Annotated in this window: 18 protein-coding genes; 9 read left to right on the forward strand and 9 right to left on the reverse strand. The window is 69.8% G+C overall.

What is annotated here, in order from left to right; genetic code table 11:
* Positions 1–67: 67 nt before the first annotated feature.
* From GGQ61_RS19070 to GGQ61_RS19080, 3 genes are all read right to left on the reverse strand, one after another.
* Entirely contained in the window at positions 68–895 is an 828-nt protein-coding gene (locus tag GGQ61_RS19070; protein ID WP_183776331.1) for an alpha/beta fold hydrolase, read from the reverse strand.
* Between the two features lie 114 nt (positions 896–1,009).
* Entirely contained in the window at positions 1,010–2,494 is a 1,485-nt protein-coding gene (locus tag GGQ61_RS19075; RefSeq protein ID WP_183776332.1) for an EAL domain-containing protein, read from the reverse strand.
* Positions 2,495–2,687: 193 nt separating this feature from the next.
* Positions 2,688–3,938: a dicarboxylate/amino acid:cation symporter gene (locus GGQ61_RS19080; RefSeq protein ID WP_183776334.1), complete on the reverse strand. Its 1,251-nt coding sequence runs from the start codon at positions 3,936–3,938 to the stop codon at positions 2,688–2,690.
* A 123-nt stretch (positions 3,939–4,061) separates the two neighbouring features.
* Between GGQ61_RS19080 and GGQ61_RS19085 the strand changes: the two genes are divergently transcribed.
* A complete protein-coding gene (locus GGQ61_RS19085) occupies positions 4,062–5,510 on the forward strand; it encodes an AMP nucleosidase (RefSeq protein WP_183776336.1) in 1,449 nt (482 codons plus the stop codon).
* A 145-nt stretch (positions 5,511–5,655) separates the two neighbouring features.
* On the opposite strand, the gene GGQ61_RS19090 is transcribed toward GGQ61_RS19085, so the two are convergent.
* Complete coding sequence (locus GGQ61_RS19090; protein WP_183776338.1) at positions 5,656–7,686, reverse strand: TonB-dependent receptor domain-containing protein; 2,031 nt, start codon at positions 7,684–7,686, stop codon at positions 5,656–5,658.
* 64 nt (positions 7,687–7,750) lie between these two features.
* Between GGQ61_RS19090 and GGQ61_RS19095 the strand changes: the two genes are divergently transcribed.
* Together GGQ61_RS19095 and GGQ61_RS19100 are read left to right on the forward strand one after the other, a co-directional pair.
* Complete coding sequence (locus tag GGQ61_RS19095) at positions 7,751–8,530, forward strand: class I SAM-dependent methyltransferase (protein ID WP_183776340.1); 780 nt, start codon at positions 7,751–7,753, stop codon at positions 8,528–8,530.
* A gap of 157 nt (positions 8,531–8,687) precedes the next feature.
* Positions 8,688–9,359, forward strand: coding sequence for a CerR family C-terminal domain-containing protein (locus GGQ61_RS19100; RefSeq protein ID WP_183776342.1), 672 nt, complete (start codon positions 8,688–8,690; stop codon positions 9,357–9,359).
* Here the strand turns inward: GGQ61_RS19100 and GGQ61_RS19105 are convergent.
* Positions 9,356–10,228: a LysR substrate-binding domain-containing protein gene (locus GGQ61_RS19105; protein WP_183776344.1), complete on the reverse strand. Its 873-nt coding sequence runs from the start codon at positions 10,226–10,228 to the stop codon at positions 9,356–9,358. The two genes, GGQ61_RS19100 and GGQ61_RS19105, sit on opposite strands and share 4 nt — an antisense overlap.
* Before the next feature lie 79 nt (positions 10,229–10,307).
* On the opposite strand from GGQ61_RS19105, the gene GGQ61_RS19110 reads away from it, so the two are divergent.
* The 3 genes from GGQ61_RS19110 to GGQ61_RS19120 all read left to right on the forward strand — a co-directional run bounded on the left by GGQ61_RS19110 (position 10,308) and on the right by GGQ61_RS19120 (position 13,392).
* Complete coding sequence (locus GGQ61_RS19110; protein ID WP_183776346.1) at positions 10,308–11,312, forward strand: YeiH family protein; 1,005 nt, start codon at positions 10,308–10,310, stop codon at positions 11,310–11,312.
* Positions 11,313–11,362: 50 nt separating this feature from the next.
* Positions 11,363–12,136, forward strand: coding sequence for a tyrosine-protein phosphatase (locus GGQ61_RS19115; protein ID WP_183776348.1), 774 nt, complete (start codon positions 11,363–11,365; stop codon positions 12,134–12,136).
* A gap of 86 nt (positions 12,137–12,222) precedes the next feature.
* Positions 12,223–13,392, forward strand: coding sequence for a pyridoxal-phosphate-dependent aminotransferase family protein (locus GGQ61_RS19120; RefSeq protein WP_183776350.1), 1,170 nt, complete (start codon positions 12,223–12,225; stop codon positions 13,390–13,392).
* A gap of 124 nt (positions 13,393–13,516) precedes the next feature.
* Here the strand turns inward: GGQ61_RS19120 and GGQ61_RS19125 are convergent, their stop codons facing one another.
* Entirely contained in the window at positions 13,517–15,340 is a 1,824-nt protein-coding gene (locus GGQ61_RS19125; protein ID WP_183776352.1) for an ABC transporter ATP-binding protein, read from the reverse strand.
* A 242-nt stretch (positions 15,341–15,582) separates the two neighbouring features.
* On the opposite strand from GGQ61_RS19125, the gene GGQ61_RS19130 reads away from it, so the two are divergent.
* Genes GGQ61_RS19130 through GGQ61_RS19140 form a run of 3 tightly spaced genes read left to right on the forward strand, consistent with a single transcriptional unit; the run spans position 15,583 to position 19,155 of the window.
* Entirely contained in the window at positions 15,583–17,028 is a 1,446-nt protein-coding gene (locus GGQ61_RS19130) for an MFS transporter (protein WP_246371097.1), read from the forward strand.
* A gap of 37 nt (positions 17,029–17,065) precedes the next feature.
* Complete coding sequence (gene pabB, locus GGQ61_RS19135) at positions 17,066–18,394, forward strand: aminodeoxychorismate synthase, component I (protein WP_183776354.1); 1,329 nt, start codon at positions 17,066–17,068, stop codon at positions 18,392–18,394.
* Positions 18,391–19,155: an aminotransferase class IV gene (locus tag GGQ61_RS19140; RefSeq protein ID WP_183776363.1), complete on the forward strand. Its 765-nt coding sequence runs from the start codon at positions 18,391–18,393 to the stop codon at positions 19,153–19,155. The genes pabB and GGQ61_RS19140 overlap by 4 nt, the downstream gene beginning before the upstream one ends.
* On the opposite strand, the gene GGQ61_RS19145 is transcribed toward GGQ61_RS19140, so the two are convergent.
* The 3 genes from GGQ61_RS19145 to GGQ61_RS19155 are packed head-to-tail and all read right to left on the reverse strand — an operon-like array spanning position 19,145 to position 20,723.
* Positions 19,145–19,663 (reverse strand): TadE/TadG family type IV pilus assembly protein, encoded by a 519-nt coding sequence (locus tag GGQ61_RS19145; RefSeq protein WP_183776365.1) that lies wholly within the window; start codon positions 19,661–19,663, stop codon positions 19,145–19,147. The genes GGQ61_RS19140 and GGQ61_RS19145 overlap by 11 nt on opposite strands.
* Positions 19,657–20,277: a TadE/TadG family type IV pilus assembly protein gene (locus GGQ61_RS19150; protein ID WP_183776367.1), complete on the reverse strand. Its 621-nt coding sequence runs from the start codon at positions 20,275–20,277 to the stop codon at positions 19,657–19,659. The genes GGQ61_RS19145 and GGQ61_RS19150 overlap by 7 nt, the downstream gene beginning before the upstream one ends.
* A gap of 56 nt (positions 20,278–20,333) precedes the next feature.
* Positions 20,334–20,723 (reverse strand): pilus assembly protein N-terminal domain-containing protein, encoded by a 390-nt coding sequence (locus GGQ61_RS19155; RefSeq protein ID WP_183776369.1) that lies wholly within the window; start codon positions 20,721–20,723, stop codon positions 20,334–20,336.
* Between the last annotated feature and the right edge of the window lie 293 nt (positions 20,724–21,016).

Raw genomic sequence — 21,016 nt, forward strand, 5'->3', positions numbered from 1 at the left:
GGCGCGGATATGGGGGTGCAAAGGGCGGCTGCGCAAGGCGCAGCCGCCCTCCCGCCGTCCGATTTCGTCAGGCCTGGATGAACGCCAGCAGGTCCGGATTGACGATCTCCGGATGGGTCGTGCACATGCCGTGCGGCAGGCCGGGATAGACCTTGAGCTCGCCCTTCTTCAGCAGCTTGATCGCCAGCAGGGCGGAGTCGGCGATCGGCACGATCTGGTCGTCGTCGCCGTGCATGACCAGGACCGGAACCTCGATCGCGCGCAGGTCGTCGGTGAAGTCGGTTTCCGAGAACGCCTTGATGCACTCGTAGTGGGCGTTGGCCGCGCCCATCATCCCCTGGCGCCACCAGTTGTCGATGGCGCCCTCGGAGACCTTCGCTCCCGGGCGGTTGAAGCCGTAGAACGGCCCGGCCGGCACGTCGCGGAAGAACTGCGCGCGATTGGCGACCAGGGCGGCGCGGAAGCCGTCGAACACCTCGATCGGCAGGCCCCCCGGGTTCTTGTCCGACTTGACCATGATCGGCGGCACCGCCCCAATCAGCACCGCCTTGCCGACCCGGCCGCCGCCGCCGTGGCGGGCGACATAGCGGGCCACCTCGCCGCCGCCGGTCGAGTGGCCGATGTGCACGGCGTCCTTCAGGTCAAGGTGCGCGGCCAGCGCCGCTACGTCGGCGGCGTAGGTGTCCATCTCGTGCCCGCCGGAGGTCTGGGTCGAGCGCCCGTGGCCGCGGCGGTCGTGGGCGATCACCCGGAAGCCCTTGGAGAGGAAGAACATCATCTGGGCGTCCCAGTCGTCGGCGCTCAGCGGCCAGCCGTGGTGGAACACGATGGGGCGTCCCGAGCCCCAGTCCTTGTAGAAGATTTCGGCGCCGTCGGTGGTGGTGATGGTGGGCATCGTCCTGCTCCTGTTGATGGCCGTCGCGCCGGGCGCGGCGCCTGGCATCTCGCGGGGCGGGGAGAGGATTGTCGAGTCGGGCCGGCGCCCTAGCCGGCGGCGCGCGCCGATCGCCTAAAATGCGGCCGTGCGCAGGGTGGCGGCGGCGGCCATGATGCGGTCGGTGGGCGCCTCGGCGCCGGCGGCCTGCTCGCGCATCAGCGCCTCGCAGGCGTCGCCCGGCATCGGGCGGGCGAACAGGTAGCCCTGCATGCGGTCGGCGCCGGCGGCGCGCAGGAAGATGGCCTGGGCCTCGTCCTCGACCCCCTCGGCGACGATGCGGGCGTCCAACGACTTGGCGGCGCTGAGCATGGCGCGGACCAGCTTGGAGACGCGCGGGTCGCGGCCGACGCCGCCGATCAGCGACTGGTCCAGCTTCACGGTGTGAATGGGCAGCTGCAGCAACGCCCGCAGGTTCGAATAGCCGGTGCCGAAGTCGTCTAACGCGATGCGCACGCCGCGTGAGGCCAACCGCTCGATGTGGCGGCGCGCCAGGCTCAGGTCGTGCACCAGGAAGGTTTCGGTGATCTCGACGGTCAGCGCCGTGGCCGGCAGGTCGGTGTCGGCCAGCCGGGCGATCAGCTTGCGCGAGAAGGCCGGGTCCAGCAGCTCGCGCTGCGAGACGTTGCACGAAATCGTGTCGATCATGCCCTCGGAAACCCAAGGGGCGGCGCGCTGGCAGGCGGACTGGAAGATCGCCCCGTCCAGCTCGCCGATCAGGCCCAACTCCTCGGCCAGCGGCACGAACACGCCTGGCGGGATCATGCCGCGCTCGGCGTGGTTCCAGCGGGCCAGCACCTCGGCGGCGATGATGCGGCCGTCGGCGGCGTTCACCACCGGCTGGAACCAGGGAACGATATCGCCCGCCGGGATCGCGCGGCGCAGCTCGGTCTCCAGACTGTTGCGCGCCTCGGTGGCCTTGCGGAGGTCCTCGTCGAAGGCCGCCCAGCGGCTGCCCCCGGCGGTCTTGGCGCGGTAGAGCGCAATGTCGGCGAACCGCTGCAGGTCGGCGGCGTCGGCGGCGTCGGTCGGGTAGACCGCCAGTCCGACCGAGGCGCCTGGCGCGATCGCCCGGCCATAGATGGTGTGGGTCTGGGTCAGGGCCGAGGTCAGCTCGGCGGCCCGCGCCGGGGCGTCGGCGCCGGCGGCGATGACCGCGAACTCGTCGCCGCCCAGGCGCGAGACGACGTCGCCCTCGCGCGCGTCGGCCTTCAGCCGGCGGCCGATCTCGACCAGCAGCTGGTCGCCGGCGTCATGGCCGAGGCTGTCGTTGAGGTTTTTGAAGCGGTCGAGGTCGATGACGAACAGCGCCACGCGCGCGCCGCTGCGCTGGGCGTCCTCAAGCCGTCCGATCAGGGCGGCGGTGAAGGCCCCGCGGTTCAACAGCCCCGTCAGGCTGTCGGTCCGCGCCAGGTGCATGGTCAGGGCGCGCTCGGTCTCCAGCTCCTCGATGCGCGCGGCCAGGCTCGCCGAGACCTGGCGCAGCTCCTGCCGCGCCTCGATCAGCAGCGCCTCGGCGTCGCGCGCCGCGGGTGCGGTGGGTTGACCAAAGAGGCTCACGGCCGATCAGGCCCCCGGACGCCGTCCGGCCGGGCCCGTGGAATCCGTCTTGGATCCCAGGAACTCCGTCAAGACGATGCCCTTCATGCCGCCCCCTTCCGCGTCCTCTGAAAAATCAGGGTTACGCGTAATATGCGGCAATCCCGGAATCGTCCGTTAACGGGCGCCCGAAACGAGCGCCCGTCGGGGGACTTCAGGCGCGGGCGGTCTCGCTCCCGCCGGGCTCCTCGATCTGGTTCTCCCACTTGGCGACCACCGCCGCGGCCACCGAATTGCCGACCACGTTGGTGGCGCTGCGGCCCATGTCGAGCAGGTGATCGACGCCGAGGATCAGCAGCAGGCCGGCTTCCGGCAGGTCGAAGTAGGTGAGGGTGGCGGCGATCACCACCAGCGAGGCGCGCGGCACGCCGGCCATGCCCTTCGACGTCACCATCAGCAGCAGCAGCATGGTGATCTGCTGGCCGATCGTCAGTTCGATGCCGTAGGCCTGGGCGATGAACAGCACCGCGAAGGTGCAGTACATCATCGAGCCGTCGAGGTTGAACGAGTAGCCGAGCGGCAGCACGAAGCTGGAGATCCGGCGCGACAGGCCGAACTTCTGCAGCTCCTCCAGCGTCCGCGGATAGGCCGCTTCCGACGAGGCGGTGGCGAAGGCCAGCAGCGCCGGCTGCCGGATCGCGCCCAGCAGCTGCAGCGCGCGCTTGCCGACGATCAGGATGGCCGCCAGACTCAACAGGCCCCACAGCACGCCGAGCGAGGCGTAGAAGCCCAGCACGAACTTGGCGTAGTCGACCAGCACGCCCAGGCCTTGGGTCGAGATGGTCGCCGCGAGCGCCGCGAAGATCGCCAGCGGCGCGGTCTTCATGACGTAGCCGGTGACCTTCAGCATGATGTTGGCGATCTGGTCGACCAGGGCGGTGACGGCCGGGGCCTTGTCGTCCAGGGCCGCAACGGCGGTGCCGACGAACACCGAGAACACCACGATCTGCAGGATCTCGTTGTTGGCCATCGCCTCGACGATCGACTTCGGCACCAGGTGGGTGACGAATTCCTTGAGGGTCAGCTTGCTGGCGTCCACCGCGCCGGCGGCGTGACCGGCGCTGTCGACCAGGCCCATGCCGACGCCCGGCTGGATCAGGTGCACCATCAAAAGGCCGATGGTCAGCGAGACGATCGAGGCGGTGATGAACCAGGCCATGGTCTTGACGCCGACCCGGCCGATGGAGGCGGCGTCTTCCATGTGGGCGATGCCGGCGACCAGGGTCGAGAAGACCAGCGGGGCGATAATCATCTTGATCAGCCGCAGGAAGACGTCGGTGATGATGGTCAGGTTGTCGGCGACGGACTTGGCCTGTTCGGGGCTCAGCCCCTGGTTCACGCCCCAGCCGACGAGGACCCCGAGCACCATCGCCCCAACAATGAAGGCGGTGAAAAGTCTGTTCATGGCGGGTCCCCCAACGTCACTAGAGCAGGCCTTGTGGCCGACAATGGGGGCTTTCGTCCATAGCTTTGCAGAAGCGTGAAAGAGACGTCTCGCAACCTGCACAAGAGCAGGCTAAACTGACCCATGTTCAACGACGAGAAAGCAGCCGCCATCGTCGAGCGGCTCAATACCGAATATCAGACGACCGTCGAAGCTCTGCGGAGCGCCTTGAAGACCTTCCTGGCCGGCGGTTCTCCGCCCAGCGCAGCCGCCCGCGCCGAAGGAATTTTCGCCTATCCGGAACTGCGGCTGACCTGGCCTCCGGGTCACAGCTACCCGCGTCTGTCCCGCGCCTACGCCCGTCTCTCCCAGCCGGGTGAGTACTCGGTCACAGTTACGCGACCGGACCTGTTCCGCGACTATTTGACCGAGCAGATCAGCCTGCTGATGGCCGACTTCGACGTCGTCATCGAGGTCGGGCGCTCGCGCCAGGAGATGCCGTTCCCCTACGTGCTGGACGGCGCCGTCGATCTGGCCATGGCCGACATCGGCTCGGCCCAGATCGCCCGCCATTTTCCGACCACGGAGCTCGCCCACATCGGCGACGAGATCGCCGACGGCTTCTGGGACGCCAGCCTGGAGCCGACCCGGCCGCTGGCGCTGTTCGACGGCCTGCGCACCGACTTCTCGCTGGCCCGGCTGGCGCACTACACCGGCACCCCGGCCGAACACGTGCAGCCCTACATCCTGTTCACCAACTACCATCGCTACGTCGATGAGTTCGTGCGCTGGGGCTGCCAGCAGATCCGCGAGGGCCATTACGACGCGCTCAGCGCCGCCGGCCGCGTGCTGGTCACCGCCGAGACGCAGAACCCCGAGCAGGTGGTCGCCGACGGGGCCTGGCGCCGCCACCAGATGCCGGCCTATCACCTGATGGCCAAGGGCAAGCGCGGCCTGACCCTGGTCAACATCGGCGTCGGCCCGTCCAACGCCAAGACCATCACCGATCACCTGGCGGTGCTGCGGCCCCAGGCCTGGCTGATGATCGGCCACTGCGGCGGGCTGCGCGGCTCGCAGACCATCGGCGACTACGTCCTGGCCCACGCCTACCTGCGCGACGATCATGTGCTCGACGACGTGCTGCCGCCGGAGATACCGATCCCGCCGATCGCCGAGATCCAGGTGGCCATGAACCGCGCCGCCGAGAACGTCACCGGCGAGAGCGGCGAGATGCTCAAGCGCCGCCTGCGCACGGGCACGGTGGTGACCACCGACGACCGCAACTGGGAGCTCCGCTTCTCGTCCTCGTCGCTGCGGTTCAATCAATCGCGGGCGGTGGCCATCGACATGGAAAGCGCCACCATCGCGGCCCAGGGCTATCGCTTCCGGGTGCCTTACGGGACGCTGCTCTGCGTGTCGGACAAGCCGCTGCACGGCGAGATCAAGCTGCCGGGCCAGGCCAACGCCTTCTACGAACGCGCCATCGGCCAGCATCTGCAGATCGGCATCGCCACCATGGACCTGCTGCGCGACGAGGGCTCGCGCGTCCACTCGCGCAAGCTGCGCAGCTTCGACGAGCCGCCGTTTAGGTAAGGACGCACCACCACCAGCATCGTCATCCCCGGCCGCGCATGCGTGCCGGGGATCCATACGCCCATGCGCGTCCTGGTCAGGCTCTTTGTCTATGAATGGCCAGGGCCTATCGGCCCGGCCATGACGACCTGAGTGGGACCAACTCCTAGAACCTCGTCCGCAGGCCGACCGCGAAGCTGCGGCCGCGCAGCGGCGCGACGTCGGTGATGAACGAGGCGTGGTTCAGCGCGTGCTCGTCCAGCAGGTTGGTGCCGCGCACGAACGCCTGGCTGGCGAAGCCGCCGGCCGCGAAGTCGTAGGCCACCGTGCCGTTGACCATGTCGTAGCCGGGGGTCTTGGTCTCGAACTGCGCGATGCGGTCCTGCTCGAAGACCCGCACGTATTCCAGGTTCCCCGACCAGTCGCCCCGGGCGAAGTCGCCCCGCACGCCCAGCCGCCCGGCCGGAATGCGCGGCAGGTCGCCGCCGTCGTCGTCGAACTCGGCGCGCACATAGTCGCCGAACACCGCCGCCGACAGCCCCGGCGCCAAGGCGTGGCGGACCTCGCCCTCAACACCGGTGAAGGTCGCGTCGGCCTGGCTGTAGCGGATCAGCCGGAAGTCCTCGAACTGGTCGAGGGTGCGGGCGAAGATGTAGCCGTCATAGGCGTAGCGATAGGCGCTGGCCGAGAAGGTCGTCGCCCCGCCGGTCTTCTTCAGGCCCAGTTCCACCGAGCTGGCGGTCTCGACGTCCAGCGTCGCGGTCCCGATCTCGTAGGTGTTGGTCGCCAGGTGGACGCCGCGGGCATAGAGCTCCTGGGCGCTCGGCGCGCGCTGCGAGCGGGCCACCGACAGGCTGAGCGCATAGTCGGACGCAAACCGCCAGGTCGCCGCCGCCGAGGCCGAGAACGGGCTGTGGTCGGTGTCGACGCGACCCTGGGCGCGGGCGTCCTGCCACTCCTGGCGCAGCGCGCCTTCGAACCGCCAGGCGCCGAGCTCCAGCTCCTCAAGCAGGAAGATCGCCGAGTTGATGGTGCGGCTCTTGGGGATGAACGACTCGGCCCCGACCGCGGCGAAGTCGCTGCGGGCGGTCTGCACACCGATCACCCCGCGCAGGGCGCCTATCTGCGCGTGCTGCGCTTCGATCCGCGCGTCATAGCCCTTGTTGGTGAAGGTGGTCGCCACCACGCCGTCGTCGATCTCGTCGTGAGCGTAGTCGGTGTAGCCGCCGCGCAGGCGGATGCGCTCGACGCCGGCGATCGGGTCGCGCAGCTCGCCGCGCACGTCGACCCGCTTGCTCTTCAGCTCGACGATCGGCGCGCCGTGCTCGTCGCCCTCGCCATGTTCGTGCTCGTGGTCATGGTCGTGGCCGCCGCAGTGCAGGCTCGAGCCATGCGGGTGGCAATCCTCGTACTCGTGGCTGTGTCCGGGCAGGCCGTAGGTGCTGCGCTGGTCGGTATAGGCCGCGCCCAGATAGCCCCGGCTGCCGACCCACGAGAGGCCCAGCGTCGCCGTGCGGCTGCGGTTGAACGAACCGTCCAGGGTGTCCTCCGGCCACTCCGGAACCTCGTAGTCGTCGGCCCGGCGGCCCGCCGCCTCCAGGCGGATCGCGACGTTTCCGGTCCCGCCGGTCACCCCGACCACGCCCGCGCGCTCGTTGTCGGCCGAGCCGAGCCGCACCTCGGCGACGCCCTCGAACCCTTTGTCAGGGATCGCGGTGGGAATCTTCTTGTCGATCAGGTTGACCGCTCCGCCGATCGCCCCGCCGCCATAGAGCAGGGCGCTCGGGCCGCGCAGGATCTCGATGCCGTCCAGCAGCAGCGGCTCGCCCGACACGGCGTGGTCCGGCGACACCTCCGAAGCGTCCATCAGCGCCGAGCCGTCGGTCAGCACCTTCACCCGCGGCGCGGTCTGGCCGCGGATCACCGGCCGGCTGGCTCCGCCGCCGAAGGTGTCGGAGTTCACGCCCGGCAGGCCGGTCAGGGTCTCGCCCAGCGTCGACTGGCGGCGATGGGCCAGGTCCTGGCCGCGCACCACCGCCACGCTGGAGATCACGTCCTTGTCGGAGCGGCCTAACGGGTCGCCGGTGACGACGATCTCTCCGATCTCGGTTCCGGGGCCGGACTGGTCGGCCCAGGCCGCTGTGGCGCTCACCGCCGACAGGCTTGCGGCGGCGAGGAGGACGGTTCGAAGTTGCATTTTACGGGACCCCGGCTCATGACTGAAGGGTCGCTCATTATGTTATAACGTAACACTCATCAAGATGCTCTCAGGCCCGCCCCTCAAGACCTCCGCGCTTTTCCGCCATATCGAGCAGCTGCAGGGCGAGGCTCCCTGGGGCGCGTTCCTCGACGCGGGGACCGGTGTGAACTCCGCGCTGTGGTCGACCGCATTGCCGACCGAGCGCTGGTGCGCGGTCACCGGCTCGCCCGGCCATGCCGCCCAGGTCCAGGACCGGGCCGGCGGCCGTTTCCGCTCGCAGGACCGGCTGATCGTCGGCAACTGGACCGACCCGGACATGCTGGCGGGAGAGGGGTTCGACACCGTGCTGGCCGACTACCTGGTCGGCGCGATCGAGGGCTTCTCGCCCTACTTCCAGTCGCAGCTGTTCGCGCGGCTGCGGCCGCTGGTGAAGCGGCGGATCTATGTCGTCGGGCTCGATCCCTACGTCGTCGGCGAAGCCGAAACCCCGGCCGCCCGCGCCGTCCGCGACATCGGCCGGCTGCGCGACGCCGTACTGCTCCTCTCTGGGGAAACGCCTTACCGCGAGTATCCGGCCGAGTGGGTGGTCAACGCCCTCCAGGCGTCCGGCTACCGTGTGCTGTCGGCGCGCCGGTTCGCCAATCGCTACCGGGAAACCTGGGTGAACGGGCAGCTCGACATGGCGAAGCGTCGCCTCGTCAAGCTGCCCGACTCCGCCCTAGCCGCAGCCATGGGGCTGATGATCGAGACAATGCGGGGGAGCAGCCTCGATCTATGCCTGCGGCACGGCGGGCTCGCCCACGGCCATGATTATGTGATTGCGGCCGAGGCGTCCGCCTGAGGGCGGGAGTTTCTCCGAACGGGTTCTCCCGTCGCGACATGCATCTGTCAGCGAAATCAGCGTTTCACGAAAATCTATCGGACTATAGCTTTTTGTCTGACGTGCGGCAGGCATTCACCCCATTTTGAGGCGCGCCGCTTCTGGGGGAGAATGGACGATGACTTCGGCCAGACCAGACCCGCGACCCGCCGGCTACCGCAAGGGCGACGAGACCCGCGCCCGCATGCTCGACGTCGCCGCCAAGCTGTTCGGCCAGCACGGCTTCGCGGCGGTCACCACCCGCCAGATCGTCGAGGACGCCGAGGCCAGCCTGCCGACTTTGAACTACTATTTCGGCGACAAGAACGGGCTCTACATGGCCTGCGCCGAGGAGATCGCCCTGCGCTATGAGGCCGCCCTCGGCGAGGTCGGCCGCCAGGCCCTGGCGGCGATGCAGGCGCCGATGACGCCGCAGGACGCTCGCGCCGCGCTGAACGGATTCTACCGCAGACTGATCGACTTCATGCTGGCCGACGAGGACAGCAGCAGCTGGGCCCTGTTCATCCACCGCGAGATCGCGGTGCCGGGACCGGCGCACGAACTGCTCTACTCGCGCCTCTGGGCGCCGGGGATGGAGCTCTCGGCCGCGCTGATCGCGCGCGCCCTCGGCCAGCCGCGGACCAACACCGAATCCAAGGTCCGCGCCATCCTGCTGTCGTCCAGCCTCACCGCCTTCCAGGCCGGCCGCGGCGTCTATGCCCGCATGCTCGGCGAGGGGCTTTCCCTGCGGCAGCAGTCCGACGTCGTCGCCCGGGTGATCGAGGAAGAGATCGAGCGCCTCGGCGCTTAAAGCGTCTGCAACAGCGCCGCGGCCGCGCGGCTCGGCCTGCGGTCGGGGTGACGGACCAGATCGAACGGTCGCGGCGGCAGCTCCGGCCCAATGGCGGCCAGCGCGCCGCTGACGATCAGCGGCTGCGCCGCCAGCTCCGACACCGCCGCCAGCAGGCCCCCCTGCGCCACCGCCGCCACGATCGCCTCGTTCGAGGCCAGCACCAGGGCGCAGGGCAGGGCGTCCGGATCGACCCCCAGCCCGCGCAGCGCCTGCTCGAACTCCGAGCGCGTTCCAGATCCGGCTTCGCGTCGCGCCCAGCGATGTTCGGTCAGCTGCGCGACGTCGAAGGTCTTGGCGTGCGCCAGCGGGTGATCGGGCGTCGCCACCATCGCCAGCCGGTCGGCCCCGACCTGCCGCCGCTCCAGCAGCGGCGCCTCGACGGCGCCCTCGACGAAGCCCAGCTCGACCGCTCCGCTCAGCACCGCCTCGGTGACCTGGGCGGTGTTGCCGATCGCCAGGTGCAGCTCGATGCCGGGGTGGTCGCGCCCGAACGCCGCCAACCGCGGCGGCAGCCAGTACGCCCCGACCGTCTGGCTGGCGAAGATGTCGATGCGCCCGCGCCTCAGGCCGGCCAGGTCGTCCAGCAGCCGCCCGGCGTCGGCGGCGCGGGCCAGCACCGCCCGGGCCTCGGGCAGGAAGGCGCGGCCCGCCTCGCTGAGCGCCAGCCCGCGTCCGACCCGGTCGAACAGCCGGGTGTCGTGCCGCGCCTCCATCGCCGCGATCGCAGCAGAGGCTGCCGACTGGGTGATGTTCAGCGCCTGCGCCGCTCGCGTCATGTGCTGGCGCTCGGCTACCGCCACGAAGATCCGAAGCTGCTCCAATGTCATGCCGAATGATCGGATTTGGCGATTGAAATGGCAATAACAATGCGTTGGATCGATTGAATGGTTGGGCGGACAAGACGGCATGTCGATCGCCGCCATCCTCCGCGCCCGTCTCCCAGGCGTCCTCCTCTGCGCGCTGCTCGGCCTCGCCGCCGTCGGCCTGCAGGGCCTTGAGGTGCAGTTGACCGGCCGCGCCTGGCTCGAGGCGCTGGTCCTCGCCATCCTGCTCGGCGCCGCGGTTCGCACCGTCTGGGCCCCGGGGCCGCTGTGGACCGGCGGCGTCGAGTTCAGCGCCCGAACCCTGCTCGAACTCGCCGTCGCCCTGCTCGGCCTCGGCGTCAGCGCCGCCAGCCTCGCCGCCGTCGGTCCCGCAATGTTGGCCGGTATCGCCCTGGTCGTGGCGCTTTCCGTGGCCGGCGGCTACGCCATCGCCCGGACCTTCGGCCTGCCGCGCCGCATGGCGGTGCTGATCTCCGCCGGGAACTCGATTTGCGGCAACTCGGCCATCGCCGCCGTCGCCCCGGTGATCGGCGCCGAGCCGGACGACGTCGCCTCCGCCATCGCCTTCACCGCCGTGCTCGGGGTCGGGGTGGTCCTGGCTGCGCCGGCGCTGGCGGCGCTGCTCGGGCTCTCGCCGCTGGCGGCCGGCGCCTTCGCCGGCCTCACCGTCTACGCCGTACCCCAGGTGCTGGCCGCCGCAGCGCCGGCCGGGGCCGCGGCCGTGCAGGTCGGGGCGCTGGTCAAGCTGACCCGGGTGGTGACCCTCGGCCCGGTGTGCCTGGCGCTCGGCCTATTGTCGCGCGGCGGCGAGCGCGCCGACCTGCGCCGCCTGGTCCCCTGGTTCGTGGTCGCCTTCCTGGGGCTCGCCGCGCTGCGAGCCGCCGGTCTCGCTCCGCCGGCCGCGATCCACGCCGCCGGCCAGGTCTCCATCTGGCTGACCGTCGCCGCCATGGCCGCGCTCGGCCTCGGGACCGACGTCCGCGCGCTGCTGCGGGCCGGGCCGCGGGTCATCGCCGCGGCCAGTCTGTCGCTGCTGCTGCTCGGCGTCCTGGCGCTCGGCCTGCTGGCGCTGCTCGGCTGGGCCTGAGGCGCCGCGCCCTCTCGAAATCGTCACCTGGAAGCGCTAAATCCGCGGCCATGACGACGATCAAGTTCGAAGCCATCGACAACTTCCGCGACTTCGGCGGCTACGGCACGGCCTGCGGCCGCGGCCTGAAGGCGGGGCGCCTGTTCCGCTCGGCCAACCACGCCTACGCCACCGACGGCGACCTCGCCGCCCTGCGCGACCTCGGGGTCGGGGTGATCGTCGACCTGCGCCGCCGTCGCGAGCGCGAGCGTGAGCCGTCCCGCCGCTGGGAAGGCTTCGCCGGCGCAGTGATCGAGAACGACATCGACGGACCCGAGCACGACTGGGCCGACGCCCTGAAGGCCGCCTCCAGCGTCAACGCCGACTGGTTCTTCCAGGACAGCCTCGACTTCTATCGCGCCGCGCCGCACGCCGAGCGGATGGTGGACCTGTTCAGCCGCTACTTCCGGACCCTGGCCGAGACCGAGGGCGCGGTCGTCGTGCACTGCGCGGCGGGCAAGGACCGCACCGGCATGATCTGCGCCCTGACCCACCACATCGCCGGGGTGCATCGCGACGACACCATGGCCGACTATCTGGCCACCAACGACGCGGCCGCCATCGACAAGCGTGTCGAGTTCCTCGGTCCCTGGATCCGCGACCTGACCGGCGTCACCGTCGACGACGCCGGCCTGCGTCAGGCGGTCAGCGTCCACGAGGCGTTCCTCGCCGAAGCCTTCGCGGTGATGACCGAGCGTCACGGCTCGGTCGACAACTACCTGGCCGAAGTCCTCGGCGTCGACGCGGCCCTGCGCGACGCCATCGCCGCCCGCATCCTGCGCTAGTCCAGACGCATGGTGTCATCCCCGGGCTGACATCGGCCGTCCGATCCCCTAAGCGTCCCCGCAACCAACAAAGACGGGGACCAGTCATGCAGAGCTTCCAGCCGCCGCGGCGCATCCTGATGGGGCCCGGCCCCTCCGACGTCAGCCCCCGCGTACTGTCGGCCCTGGCCCGTCCAACCATCGGTCACCTGGACCCGCAGTTCCAGGAACTGATGGAAGAGATCAAGGGCGCGCTGGCCCGGCTGTTCAACGCCCCCGACCACGCCTGCGTCCCGCTGCCCGCGCCCGGCACCGCCGGCATGGAAGCGGCGATCATGAACCTGCTGGAGCCGGGCGACCGCGCCGTCATCGCCATCAACGGCGCCTTCGGCGGCCGCATGGCCGACATGGCCGACCGCGCCGGCGCCGAGGTCGTGAAGGTCGAGTTCGAGTGGGGCAAGCCGGTCGATCCGGCCGCGGTCGAGGAAGCCCTCAAGGCCGCCCCGACCAAGGTCTTCGCCTTTGTTCACGCCGAAACCTCGACCGGCGCGCGTTCGGACGCCGCCACGCTCTGCGGCCTGGCCCGCAAGTACGGCGCGCTCTCCATCGTCGACTGCGTGACCTCGCTCGGCGGGATCACCGTCGACGTCGCCGCCTGGGACGCCGACGCGGTCTATTCGGGCACCCAGAAGTGCCTATCGGCCCCTCCGGGCCTCTCGCCCATCGCGCTCTCCAAGCGCGCGCAGGAAGCCATCGCCGGCCGCAAGACCAAGGTCCGCAACTGGCTCTGCGACTTCAATCTGCTGATGAGCTACTGGGGCGGCGACGGCGGGCGCACCTATCACCACACCGCGCCGATCAACGCGCTCTACGGCCTGCACGAAAGCCTCGTCGCGCTGTTCGAGGAAGGCCAGCAGGCCGTTCTCGTCCGCCACGCCCGCACCCACGAAGCGCTCGCCGCCGGTATCGAAGCGATGGGCCTGAAGTTCCTGGTTGCAGAAAAGGACCGCCTGCCGCAGCTCAACGCGGTGATCGTCCCGGACGGCGTCGACGAGGCCGCCGTGCGCGCCTACGTGCTCGACAAGTGGGACCTGGAAATCGGCGCCGGCCTCGGCCCGCTGAAGGGCAAGGTCTGGCGCATCGGCCTGATGGGCGCTTCGGCGACCCCGTGGCACGTCCGCCTGTGCCTGAACGCGCTCTCCGAAGCCCTCGCCGCCCAGGGTTTCAAGGCCGACGGCCCGGCCGGCCTCGCCGCCGCGGAAGCCAAGCTGGCCTGATCCAACCCGCTCGTCATGGCCGGGCCGTCAGGTCCCGGCCATCCATAGCCGCGCGCCTCTCAGGACGGACTTGCGACTGTGGATCCCCGGTACGCTCGCGCGACCGGGGATGACGATTTGAGCCCTAGATGCTCGCCTGCATCCGGTAGAGCCCCTCATAGGCGCCTCCGGCGGCGATCAGCTGGTCGTGGCTGCCCTGCTCAGCCACCCCCTGGTCGGTCAGCACCAGGATGCGGTCGGCGTTCCGCACCGTCGACAGCCGGTGGGCGATGACCAGGGTCGTGCGGTTCCTGGCCAGCTCGCCCAGCGCCTGCTGCACGGCCCTTTCGCTTTCATTGTCGAGCGCGCTGGTCGCCTCGTCGAAGATCAGGATCGGGGCGTCCTTCAGAAACGCGCGGGCGATGGTCAGCCGCTGCTTCTGCCCGCCTGACAGCTTCACCCCGCGCTGGCCGATGTAGGTGTCGTAACCGTTCGGCAGCGCGCTGATGAAGTCGTGGGCGTTGGCCCGCCGGGCGGCTTCGACAATCTCCTCGTCGCTGGCGTCCGGCCGCCCGTATCGCAGGTTCTCGGCCACGCTGCCGGCGAACAAGTTGACGTCCTGCTGCACCACGGCGACGTTGCGGCGGAGCGAGCTCAGCGTCAGGTCGCGCACGTCGATCCCGTCCACCTCGACCGCCCCGGCGCTGGGCTCGTAGAACCGCGGGATCAACGAGCACAGCGTCGTCTTGCCGACCCCCGAGGTCCCGACCAGCGCGACGAACTCCCCCGGCCGCACATCGAGCGTGACGTTGCGCAGCACGTGCTGGCCGTCCTCCTCGTAGCGGAAGCTGACATCCCGGAACGCGATGGCCCCGCGCGGCCTATCCAGCACGATCGCGCCGGGCCGGTCGGCGACCTCCGGCGTGGTCTCCAGGATCTCCATCATCCGGGTGAAGCCCGTGTAGCCCTGCTGCCAGAGCCGCACGAAGTTCGCCAGCCGCTGCACCGGGTCGATCAGCACCGCCACGCAGAGCAGGAAGGTCAGCATATCGGCGATGCTGAGCTGGGCCTGCTGCACCCGGATCGCCCCCACCACGATGACCACCACCGTGATCAGCTGGGCGAAGGTGGTGGTCCCGACAGAGAAGTAGGCCTCGCTCTTGTAGCCGGCCCGCCGGGTGTCGAGGAACTTCTGGTTCTCCGCCTCGAAGCGCCGGTTCTCCACCGCCTCGCCCACGAACGACTTCACCACCCGGATGCCGGCCAGCGCGTCCTCGACCCGTTCGTTGATCGCCCCGACTTGCCGTTTTGACTGGGTCAGGGCGACGTTCATCCGCCCGCTGAAGTGCAGGGCGTACATCACCGCGAACGGGATGATCGCCACGATCATCAAGGTCAGCGGCAGGTCGAGATAGGCCAGGATCGCGATCGCCCCGGCGAACTTCAGCACCGCGATCGCCAGGTCTTCGGGACCGTGATGATAGAGCTCGCCCAGCATGAACAGGTCGTTGGTGATCCGGCTCATCAGCTGCCCGACCCGCGTCTGGTCGTAGAAGCGGAAGGGCAGGGTCTGGCAGTGTTCGAACAGCTCCTTGCGGAGCGCGCTCTCCATCTTCGCGCCCATCACATGGCCCTGGTAGTCGACGAACAGCGTCGCCAGCACCTGCACCGCCAGCAGGCCCAGCATGAGCCCGCCGACCGCGTAGATCTGGTTCAGCGCCAGCGGCGCGTCGCCGGCCGCGCCAAGCTGGCGGGCGACGTAGTTGGCGCACAGCGGCAGGAACAGCGCCGTCGCCGAGACGATCACTGCGCAGGCAAGATCCGCCACAAGCAGCGGAATGTGCGGCCGATAGTAGGAAACGAATTTCAGCGCCCGGGCGCGGGCCTGGGCCGAAAGTCCGGCGCTCGGCCGGAAGGCGAGGGGGTTATGCCGCGCGTCTGCGTGCGCCCTCGGGGTTCGTGATTGCATGAACCGTCATGTCCTGTTGCGAGGAATTTCCTTTCTGGCTGGACACGAACGTTCTCATTTCACTCTCCCTGCGCCGGCCCGTTGCGTGGGCCGTTGTCGACGTCGCGGACTATGCCGCCGCCGCGCTGATCGGGCAACGGCGTTATCTGTGCGCCATGCCGCTTTTTCGATTCCCAAGCCCCCGGCGAGGCGTAACGTGCCGGCCAAGTCCGCCGCCATGAGCGGGCGACCGGGAGACGGCCTTGAGCACAGTTGAAGCCAGCGGGTCCGGCGCGGTCGCCGATCTGCCGATCGACGCCGAAGTCATGGGCGACGGCCGCCTGAACCGCGGCGGGGTCGCCTGGTCGCTGTTCGAAGGGGCCCGCAACCCCTACGTCATCCTGATCACCATCTACATCTTCATGCCCTATGTCGCGGGCGTGATGGTCGGCGATCCTGTGCGCGGCCAGGAGGTGATCTCGCAATGGAGCCAGTACGCCGGCTGGGCGGTGATGCTGACCGCGCCGCTGCTCGGCGCCTCGATCGACCAGCTCGGTCCCCGCAAGGGCTGGCTGGCCCTGATCGTCGGCCTCATGGTCCCGATGATGATCGCGCTCTGGTGGGCCAGGCCGGACCAGAGCGGCCTGACCGTCACCATGGTCATGCTGCTGACCACGGCCATCGGCCTGCTCTTCGCGTTCAGCGAGGTGCTGCACAATTCGCTGCTGGTGCGCGCCGCCGGCCTCAACGGCGCCCACAAGGCCTCGGGCCTGGCCCTGGCGCTCGGCAACTTCACCTCGGTGGTGGCGCTGGCCTTCACCGCCTGGGCCTTCGCCCTGCCGGGCAAGGTCGACTGGGCCTGGGTGCCCCAGGCGCCGCTGTTCGGTCTCGACCCCGCCAGCCACGAGCCGGAACGGGTGGTGGCGCTGATGGCCGCCGCCATCTTCGCGTTCGGCGCCCTGCCGCTGTTCCTGTTCACGCCCGACGCGCCGAAGACCGGCGTCCCGATGCTGACCGCCTTCCGGAACGGCGCGGTCCAACTGGTGCGGATGGTCGCCACCGTCCGCCGCTACAAGGACGCGGCGATCTATCTGGTCAGCCGGATGTTCTACGTCGACGGCATGAACGCCATCCTCATCTACGCCGGGCTTTACGCCATCGGGGTGATGAAGTGGGGGGCGCTGGAGATGCTGATGTACGGCATCGTGCTGTCGATCCTGGCGGTGTTCGGCGGCTTCGTCGGCCGCTGGCTCGACGCCGGCCTCGGGCCCAAGGGCGCGGTGCGGGTCGAGATCTTCATGTCGCTGCTGGGCATCATCGCCATGCTCGGCATGGCGCCCGACAAGATCCTCTACTTCTGGGCCTTCGACGCCGCCGCCCATGCCCCGATGTGGGACGGGCCGGTGTTCCGCACCCTGCCGGAGTGGATCTTCATCCTGATCGGCTTCTCCAACGCAGTGTTCATCACCGCCCAGTACGCCTCCAGCCGCACCATGCTGACGCGGATCACCCCGCCCGATCAGACCGGGGCCTTCTTCGGGGTCTACGCCCTGTCGGGAGTCGCCACCGGCTGGCTTGGCCCGATGATGGTCAACTGGGGCACCAAGGCGACCCACAGCCAGCAGGGCGGCTTCGCCATGGTCACCATCCTGCTCGCCATCGGCTTCGTCGGCCTGCTGTTCGTGCGCGGAGGCGGCCGCCGCATCTGACTTTCCCTGCCGCTCGCGCGGCGCTAAGGCCCGCGCCATGACCTGCGTCGCCCAGCTCCCCTCGCCCTGGCGCGAACCGGCCGAGGTGCTGAGCGCCTTCGCCGACGAGGCCTGGGCGCTGGGCCTCGTCACCGGCGGGGCCGGCGCGCGCTGGTCCTACGTCGCGCGCGCCCCGGCCGCGACGCTGGTTCATCGGGGCGCCGGCGATCCCTTCACGGCCCTGCGCGAGTTGCTCGGTCCGCCGGCCCCCGCCGCCGAGGGCCCGCCGTTCCAGGGCGGCGTCGTCGGGCTCGCCGCCTACGAGCTCGGCGACCACGTCGAGCCGCTCGGCCTGCCTCGCCATGACGCCTGGCCCGACCTCGCCGCCGCCCGCTACGAGGCGCTGCTGGCCTTCGACCACCAGTCGCGCGCGGTCTTTGCGGTCGGCCGCGCCGACGACGCCAAGACAGCGCTTTCCCGCGCCGGCGACGCGCTCGCCTGGATGGACGCCGCGCCGCTCGCGCCCCATGCCGGCGCCCTGGCCGGCCCGCTGGAGGCGGGCGACCCAGCCGCCTACGAAGCCGCCGTCGCCCAGGTCGTCGCCCGCATCCGCGCTGGCGAGATTTTCCAGGCCAACATCGCCCGCGCCTGGACCGGGACGCTGACGGCCGGCGCCCGGCCCTTCGACCTGTTCGCCCGCCTGCTCGAAGAGAGCGCCGCGCCGTTCGCCGCCTATCTCCGGCTGCCGGGCCTGGCCCTGGTCTCCAATTCTCCCGAGCGTTTCCTGCAGGTTCGCGACGGCCGAGCTGAAACCAAGCCGATCAAAGGCACCCGCCCACGCGGCGCAGAGCCTTCCGCCGACGCCGCCCTCGCCGCCGAACTGCTGGCCAGCGACAAGGACCGGGCCGAGAACCTGATGATCGTCGACCTGATGCGCAACGACCTGGCCCGCGTCTGCGCGCCCGGCAGCGTCAAGGTCCCCAGCCTCTGGGCGCTGGAGAGTTTCGCCAACGTCCACCACCTCGTCTCCACCGTCACCGGGCGGCTCAGCCCCGGCCGCGACGCCCTCGATCTGCTGTCCGCCGCCTTCCCGCCGGGCTCGATCACCGGCGCGCCCAAGGTCCAGGCGATGAAGGTGATCGCGGAACTGGAAACTCCACGCGGTCCCTATTGCGGCTCTCTGTTCTGGGCGGGCGCCGATGGGGGCTTCGATTCGAGCGTGCTGATCCGCACCGCCGCCTGCGTCGAAACCCCCGATGGCTGGCGGGTCGAGGCGCGCGCCGGCGCCGGCGTCGTCGAGGGCAGCGATCCGCGGGCCGAGCGGCTCGAGACCGAGGCCAAGATCGCCGCCCTGGCCAAAGCCCTCACCGAGGAGGCCTGCCCATGATCCCCCTTGACGACCGCGGCCTGCTGCTCGGCGACGGCTTGTTCGAAACCCTGCTGGCGGTGGGCGGGATCCCGGCCGCGCCGGGTCCACACCTTGACCGCATGGCCGCCGGCTGCGCGAGCCTCGGCCTGCCGCCGCTCGACCGCGCCGCCGCCGGTCGGGCCATGGCCGAAGCGCTGGCCGGGCTGGACGCGCCCCGCGCGGCCGTCCGCCTGACCCTCACCGCCGGCTCCGGCGGGCGCGGCCTCGACCGTCCCGACCCGCCGGCCATCCGCCTCTTCGCCGCCGCCGCGCCGGCCCCGGCCCCGCAGGAGCCGGCCGACCTGATCACCAGCACGGTGCGCCGCAACGACCTCTCGCCGGCCTCGCGGCTGAAGACGCTCTCCTATCTCGACAACGTCCTGGCCAGGGCGCAGGCGCGCGATGCGGGCGCGGACGAGGCGTTGATGCTCAACACCCGCGGCGATGTGGCCTGCGCCAGCGCGGCCAATGTCTTCTGGCTGTGGGGCGGGCGGCTCTACACGCCGCGGCTCGACTGCGGGGTGCTGGCCGGGACTATGCGCGCGCGGGTGATCGCTGCGGCGCAAGGGCAGGGGTTGGCGGTGGTCGAAACCCGTTCGGGCGTCGCCGAACTGGCCCGCGCCGACGCGGCTTTCCTGACCAACGCCCTGATCGGCGTACGTCAGGTCCGTTCGCTGGACGGCTTTTCGTGGGAGCCTTCGTCGGCGGTGGCGGCGCTGGCCGCGTCGGTCAGGGCGTGAAGGTGATCGGCACCCCGGCCCGCGGGCTGAGGTCCATCTTGTGCCGGAAGGTGAAGGTCCCCGGCAGCATCTTCTGGAACGGCGTGCGGTAGGTGTAGACGGTCTCGGCCCGGAGCACCCCGGTGTTCGGCGTTCGCATGGCCGCCGCCACCGTGCTGACGTCGGTGGCCGCGATGGAGCCGCTGGCCCGGGTCCACTTGGCGCTGGGCGTGCCGCTGGCGTTGATCTCGATGCTGGTCACCCGCATGGCCAATCCGTCGACCGGGAACGGCTTCATGATCGAGCGGCTGGCGTTGAAGATGTTGTCGACGTCGGCGGTGCTCACCTGCGCCTGCTGTGTGACCAGGTCGCCGACGGCGGTGGTCAGCGCGCCGGCGCGGCGGTTGGCCAGCAGCGCCTGGGTCGCCTCGACCATGCCGAAGTAGAGCGCCAGCACGATCGGCACGATGAAGGCGAACTCGACGGCGGCCGAGCCGCGGCGATCGCGGAGCACGTTTCGCGTCAGCATGAGGTCTGGTTCCCTTGGCGAGGGAGCGCCGGGTTGAACGGCTCGTTGCGGAACAACCGGGTCGAGCTGATCATCCGGCCGCCGTCGTAGTTCTTGAACAACGGGCGGATCAGCGGCGTGATGATTGGCCATTTGAAGTAGGTCGTGACCACCACGATGTCTTCCGGGTTGCCGGCGCACCAGTTGGTGGCGTCAGGATCGAAGGTGGCCGGGTCGCGCGCCGGCGCGGCGCCGGCGTCGGCGAAGGTGTTGAAGGTGCGGGCCTCGACGAACAGTGGATTGGGGTCCGCTTCGCCGGGCTTTGGCGCGTCGATCGAGCACAGGGGCTGCAGCCAGCTCATGTTGATGCAGACCAGCTGGCGGAAGCCCTGCTGGCTGACCGGAGCCTTGCTCAGCCCGCTCTGGAACTGGCCGGTGCGGATGTTGCGGGCCGCGAAGTCGGTGGCGGTGTCCAGGGTCGCCGAGACCAGCAGGATCATCGCCAGCTCCAGCACCCCGAACAGCAGCATCATCAGCGGCATGCTGATCAGGGCGAACTCCACCGCCGTGGCGCCGCGGCGCGAACGCACGAACCGCCGGATAACGGTACGGAGCTGGGTTGCAGAGCGCGGCATGGCGTCTCCAGGGAGCGTGAGCGCTGGAGACTAGCCAAGTCTGGCTAACTGGAGGTTTAAGGCTTAGCTGAATCGCCGTCGCCGCCGCCGGCCCGTTCGCAGCCGCCGGCGCAGGCGTACTCCGAAACCTTCGGGCCGCGGATCACCGATACCCGGCCTTCGCTCGGGGCGGCGACCACCACCTGGCGCTCCAGCACCGTGCGGCCCAGCTGGTCGATGACCACCAGGTTGGTCACGCCGTAGCCGCGGCCGCTGATCACCGCCTTGCCGGCGTCGATCACCGCCACGTCGGCGATCGCCGGGTTGCCGATGAGAACGTCGCGGGCGCCTCGTGGCAGGGTCAGGGGCGTGCTCTGGTCGATCGGCACCACCAGCGACGGCGCGGCCTGGGCGGCCCCCGCCAGAGCGGTCAGGGCGAGCGTCAGGGACAGGATCGAGCGGCGCATGGGCGTTTCCGGCATGAGGGCGTCGAGCGGAGACTCGATTGGAATGGTCAATAAAGCCTGAACTTTCGGCCCCTCGCGTGCGCGAGAATCATTATGTCGAAACGCCGAAAACACCCGATTCTGGCCTCTTGGTTAATCGATATTTACAGTAAACGCAAGTAAACCATAGGTAAAGTGGCGTTTATACATGACTGTTTACTGCCAATTAAGCCAAATGCGCGAAAGTCATCCTGCGTTTCGGGGCGAGCAGACCAAAAAGGTTTGATGCCTCAACAATCTGCTCGCTAAACAAA

It is taken from the genome of Phenylobacterium haematophilum (genome assembly GCF_014196295.1).
Classification (GTDB): domain Bacteria; phylum Pseudomonadota; class Alphaproteobacteria; order Caulobacterales; family Caulobacteraceae; genus Phenylobacterium; species Phenylobacterium haematophilum.

Bases quoted from the DNA above. Each gene is read 5' to 3' on its own strand.
- GGQ61_RS19070 (WP_183776331.1), bottom strand. From the start codon at position 895: ATGCCCACCATCACCACCACCGACGGCGCCGAAATCTTCTACAAGGAC.
- GGQ61_RS19080 (WP_183776334.1), bottom strand. From the start codon at position 3,938: ATGAACAGACTTTTCACCGCCTTCATTGTTGGGGCGATGGTGCTCGGG.
- GGQ61_RS19085 (WP_183776336.1), top strand. From the start codon at position 4,062: ATGTTCAACGACGAGAAAGCAGCCGCCATCGTCGAGCGGCTCAATACC.
- GGQ61_RS19090 (WP_183776338.1), bottom strand. From the start codon at position 7,686: ATGCAACTTCGAACCGTCCTCCTCGCCGCCGCAAGCCTGTCGGCGGTG.
- GGQ61_RS19095 (WP_183776340.1), top strand. From the start codon at position 7,751: ATGCTCTCAGGCCCGCCCCTCAAGACCTCCGCGCTTTTCCGCCATATC.
- GGQ61_RS19100 (WP_183776342.1), top strand. From the start codon at position 8,688: ATGACTTCGGCCAGACCAGACCCGCGACCCGCCGGCTACCGCAAGGGC.
- GGQ61_RS19105 (WP_183776344.1), bottom strand. From the start codon at position 10,228: ATGACATTGGAGCAGCTTCGGATCTTCGTGGCGGTAGCCGAGCGCCAG.
- GGQ61_RS19110 (WP_183776346.1), top strand. From the start codon at position 10,308: ATGTCGATCGCCGCCATCCTCCGCGCCCGTCTCCCAGGCGTCCTCCTC.
- GGQ61_RS19115 (WP_183776348.1), top strand. From the start codon at position 11,363: ATGACGACGATCAAGTTCGAAGCCATCGACAACTTCCGCGACTTCGGC.
- GGQ61_RS19120 (WP_183776350.1), top strand. From the start codon at position 12,223: ATGCAGAGCTTCCAGCCGCCGCGGCGCATCCTGATGGGGCCCGGCCCC.
- GGQ61_RS19125 (WP_183776352.1), bottom strand. From the start codon at position 15,340: ATGCAATCACGAACCCCGAGGGCGCACGCAGACGCGCGGCATAACCCC.
- pabB (WP_183776354.1), top strand. From the start codon at position 17,066: ATGACCTGCGTCGCCCAGCTCCCCTCGCCCTGGCGCGAACCGGCCGAG.
- GGQ61_RS19140 (WP_183776363.1), top strand. From the start codon at position 18,391: ATGATCCCCCTTGACGACCGCGGCCTGCTGCTCGGCGACGGCTTGTTC.
- GGQ61_RS19145 (WP_183776365.1), bottom strand. From the start codon at position 19,663: ATGCTGACGCGAAACGTGCTCCGCGATCGCCGCGGCTCGGCCGCCGTC.
- GGQ61_RS19150 (WP_183776367.1), bottom strand. From the start codon at position 20,277: ATGCCGCGCTCTGCAACCCAGCTCCGTACCGTTATCCGGCGGTTCGTG.
- GGQ61_RS19155 (WP_183776369.1), bottom strand. From the start codon at position 20,723: ATGCGCCGCTCGATCCTGTCCCTGACGCTCGCCCTGACCGCTCTGGCG.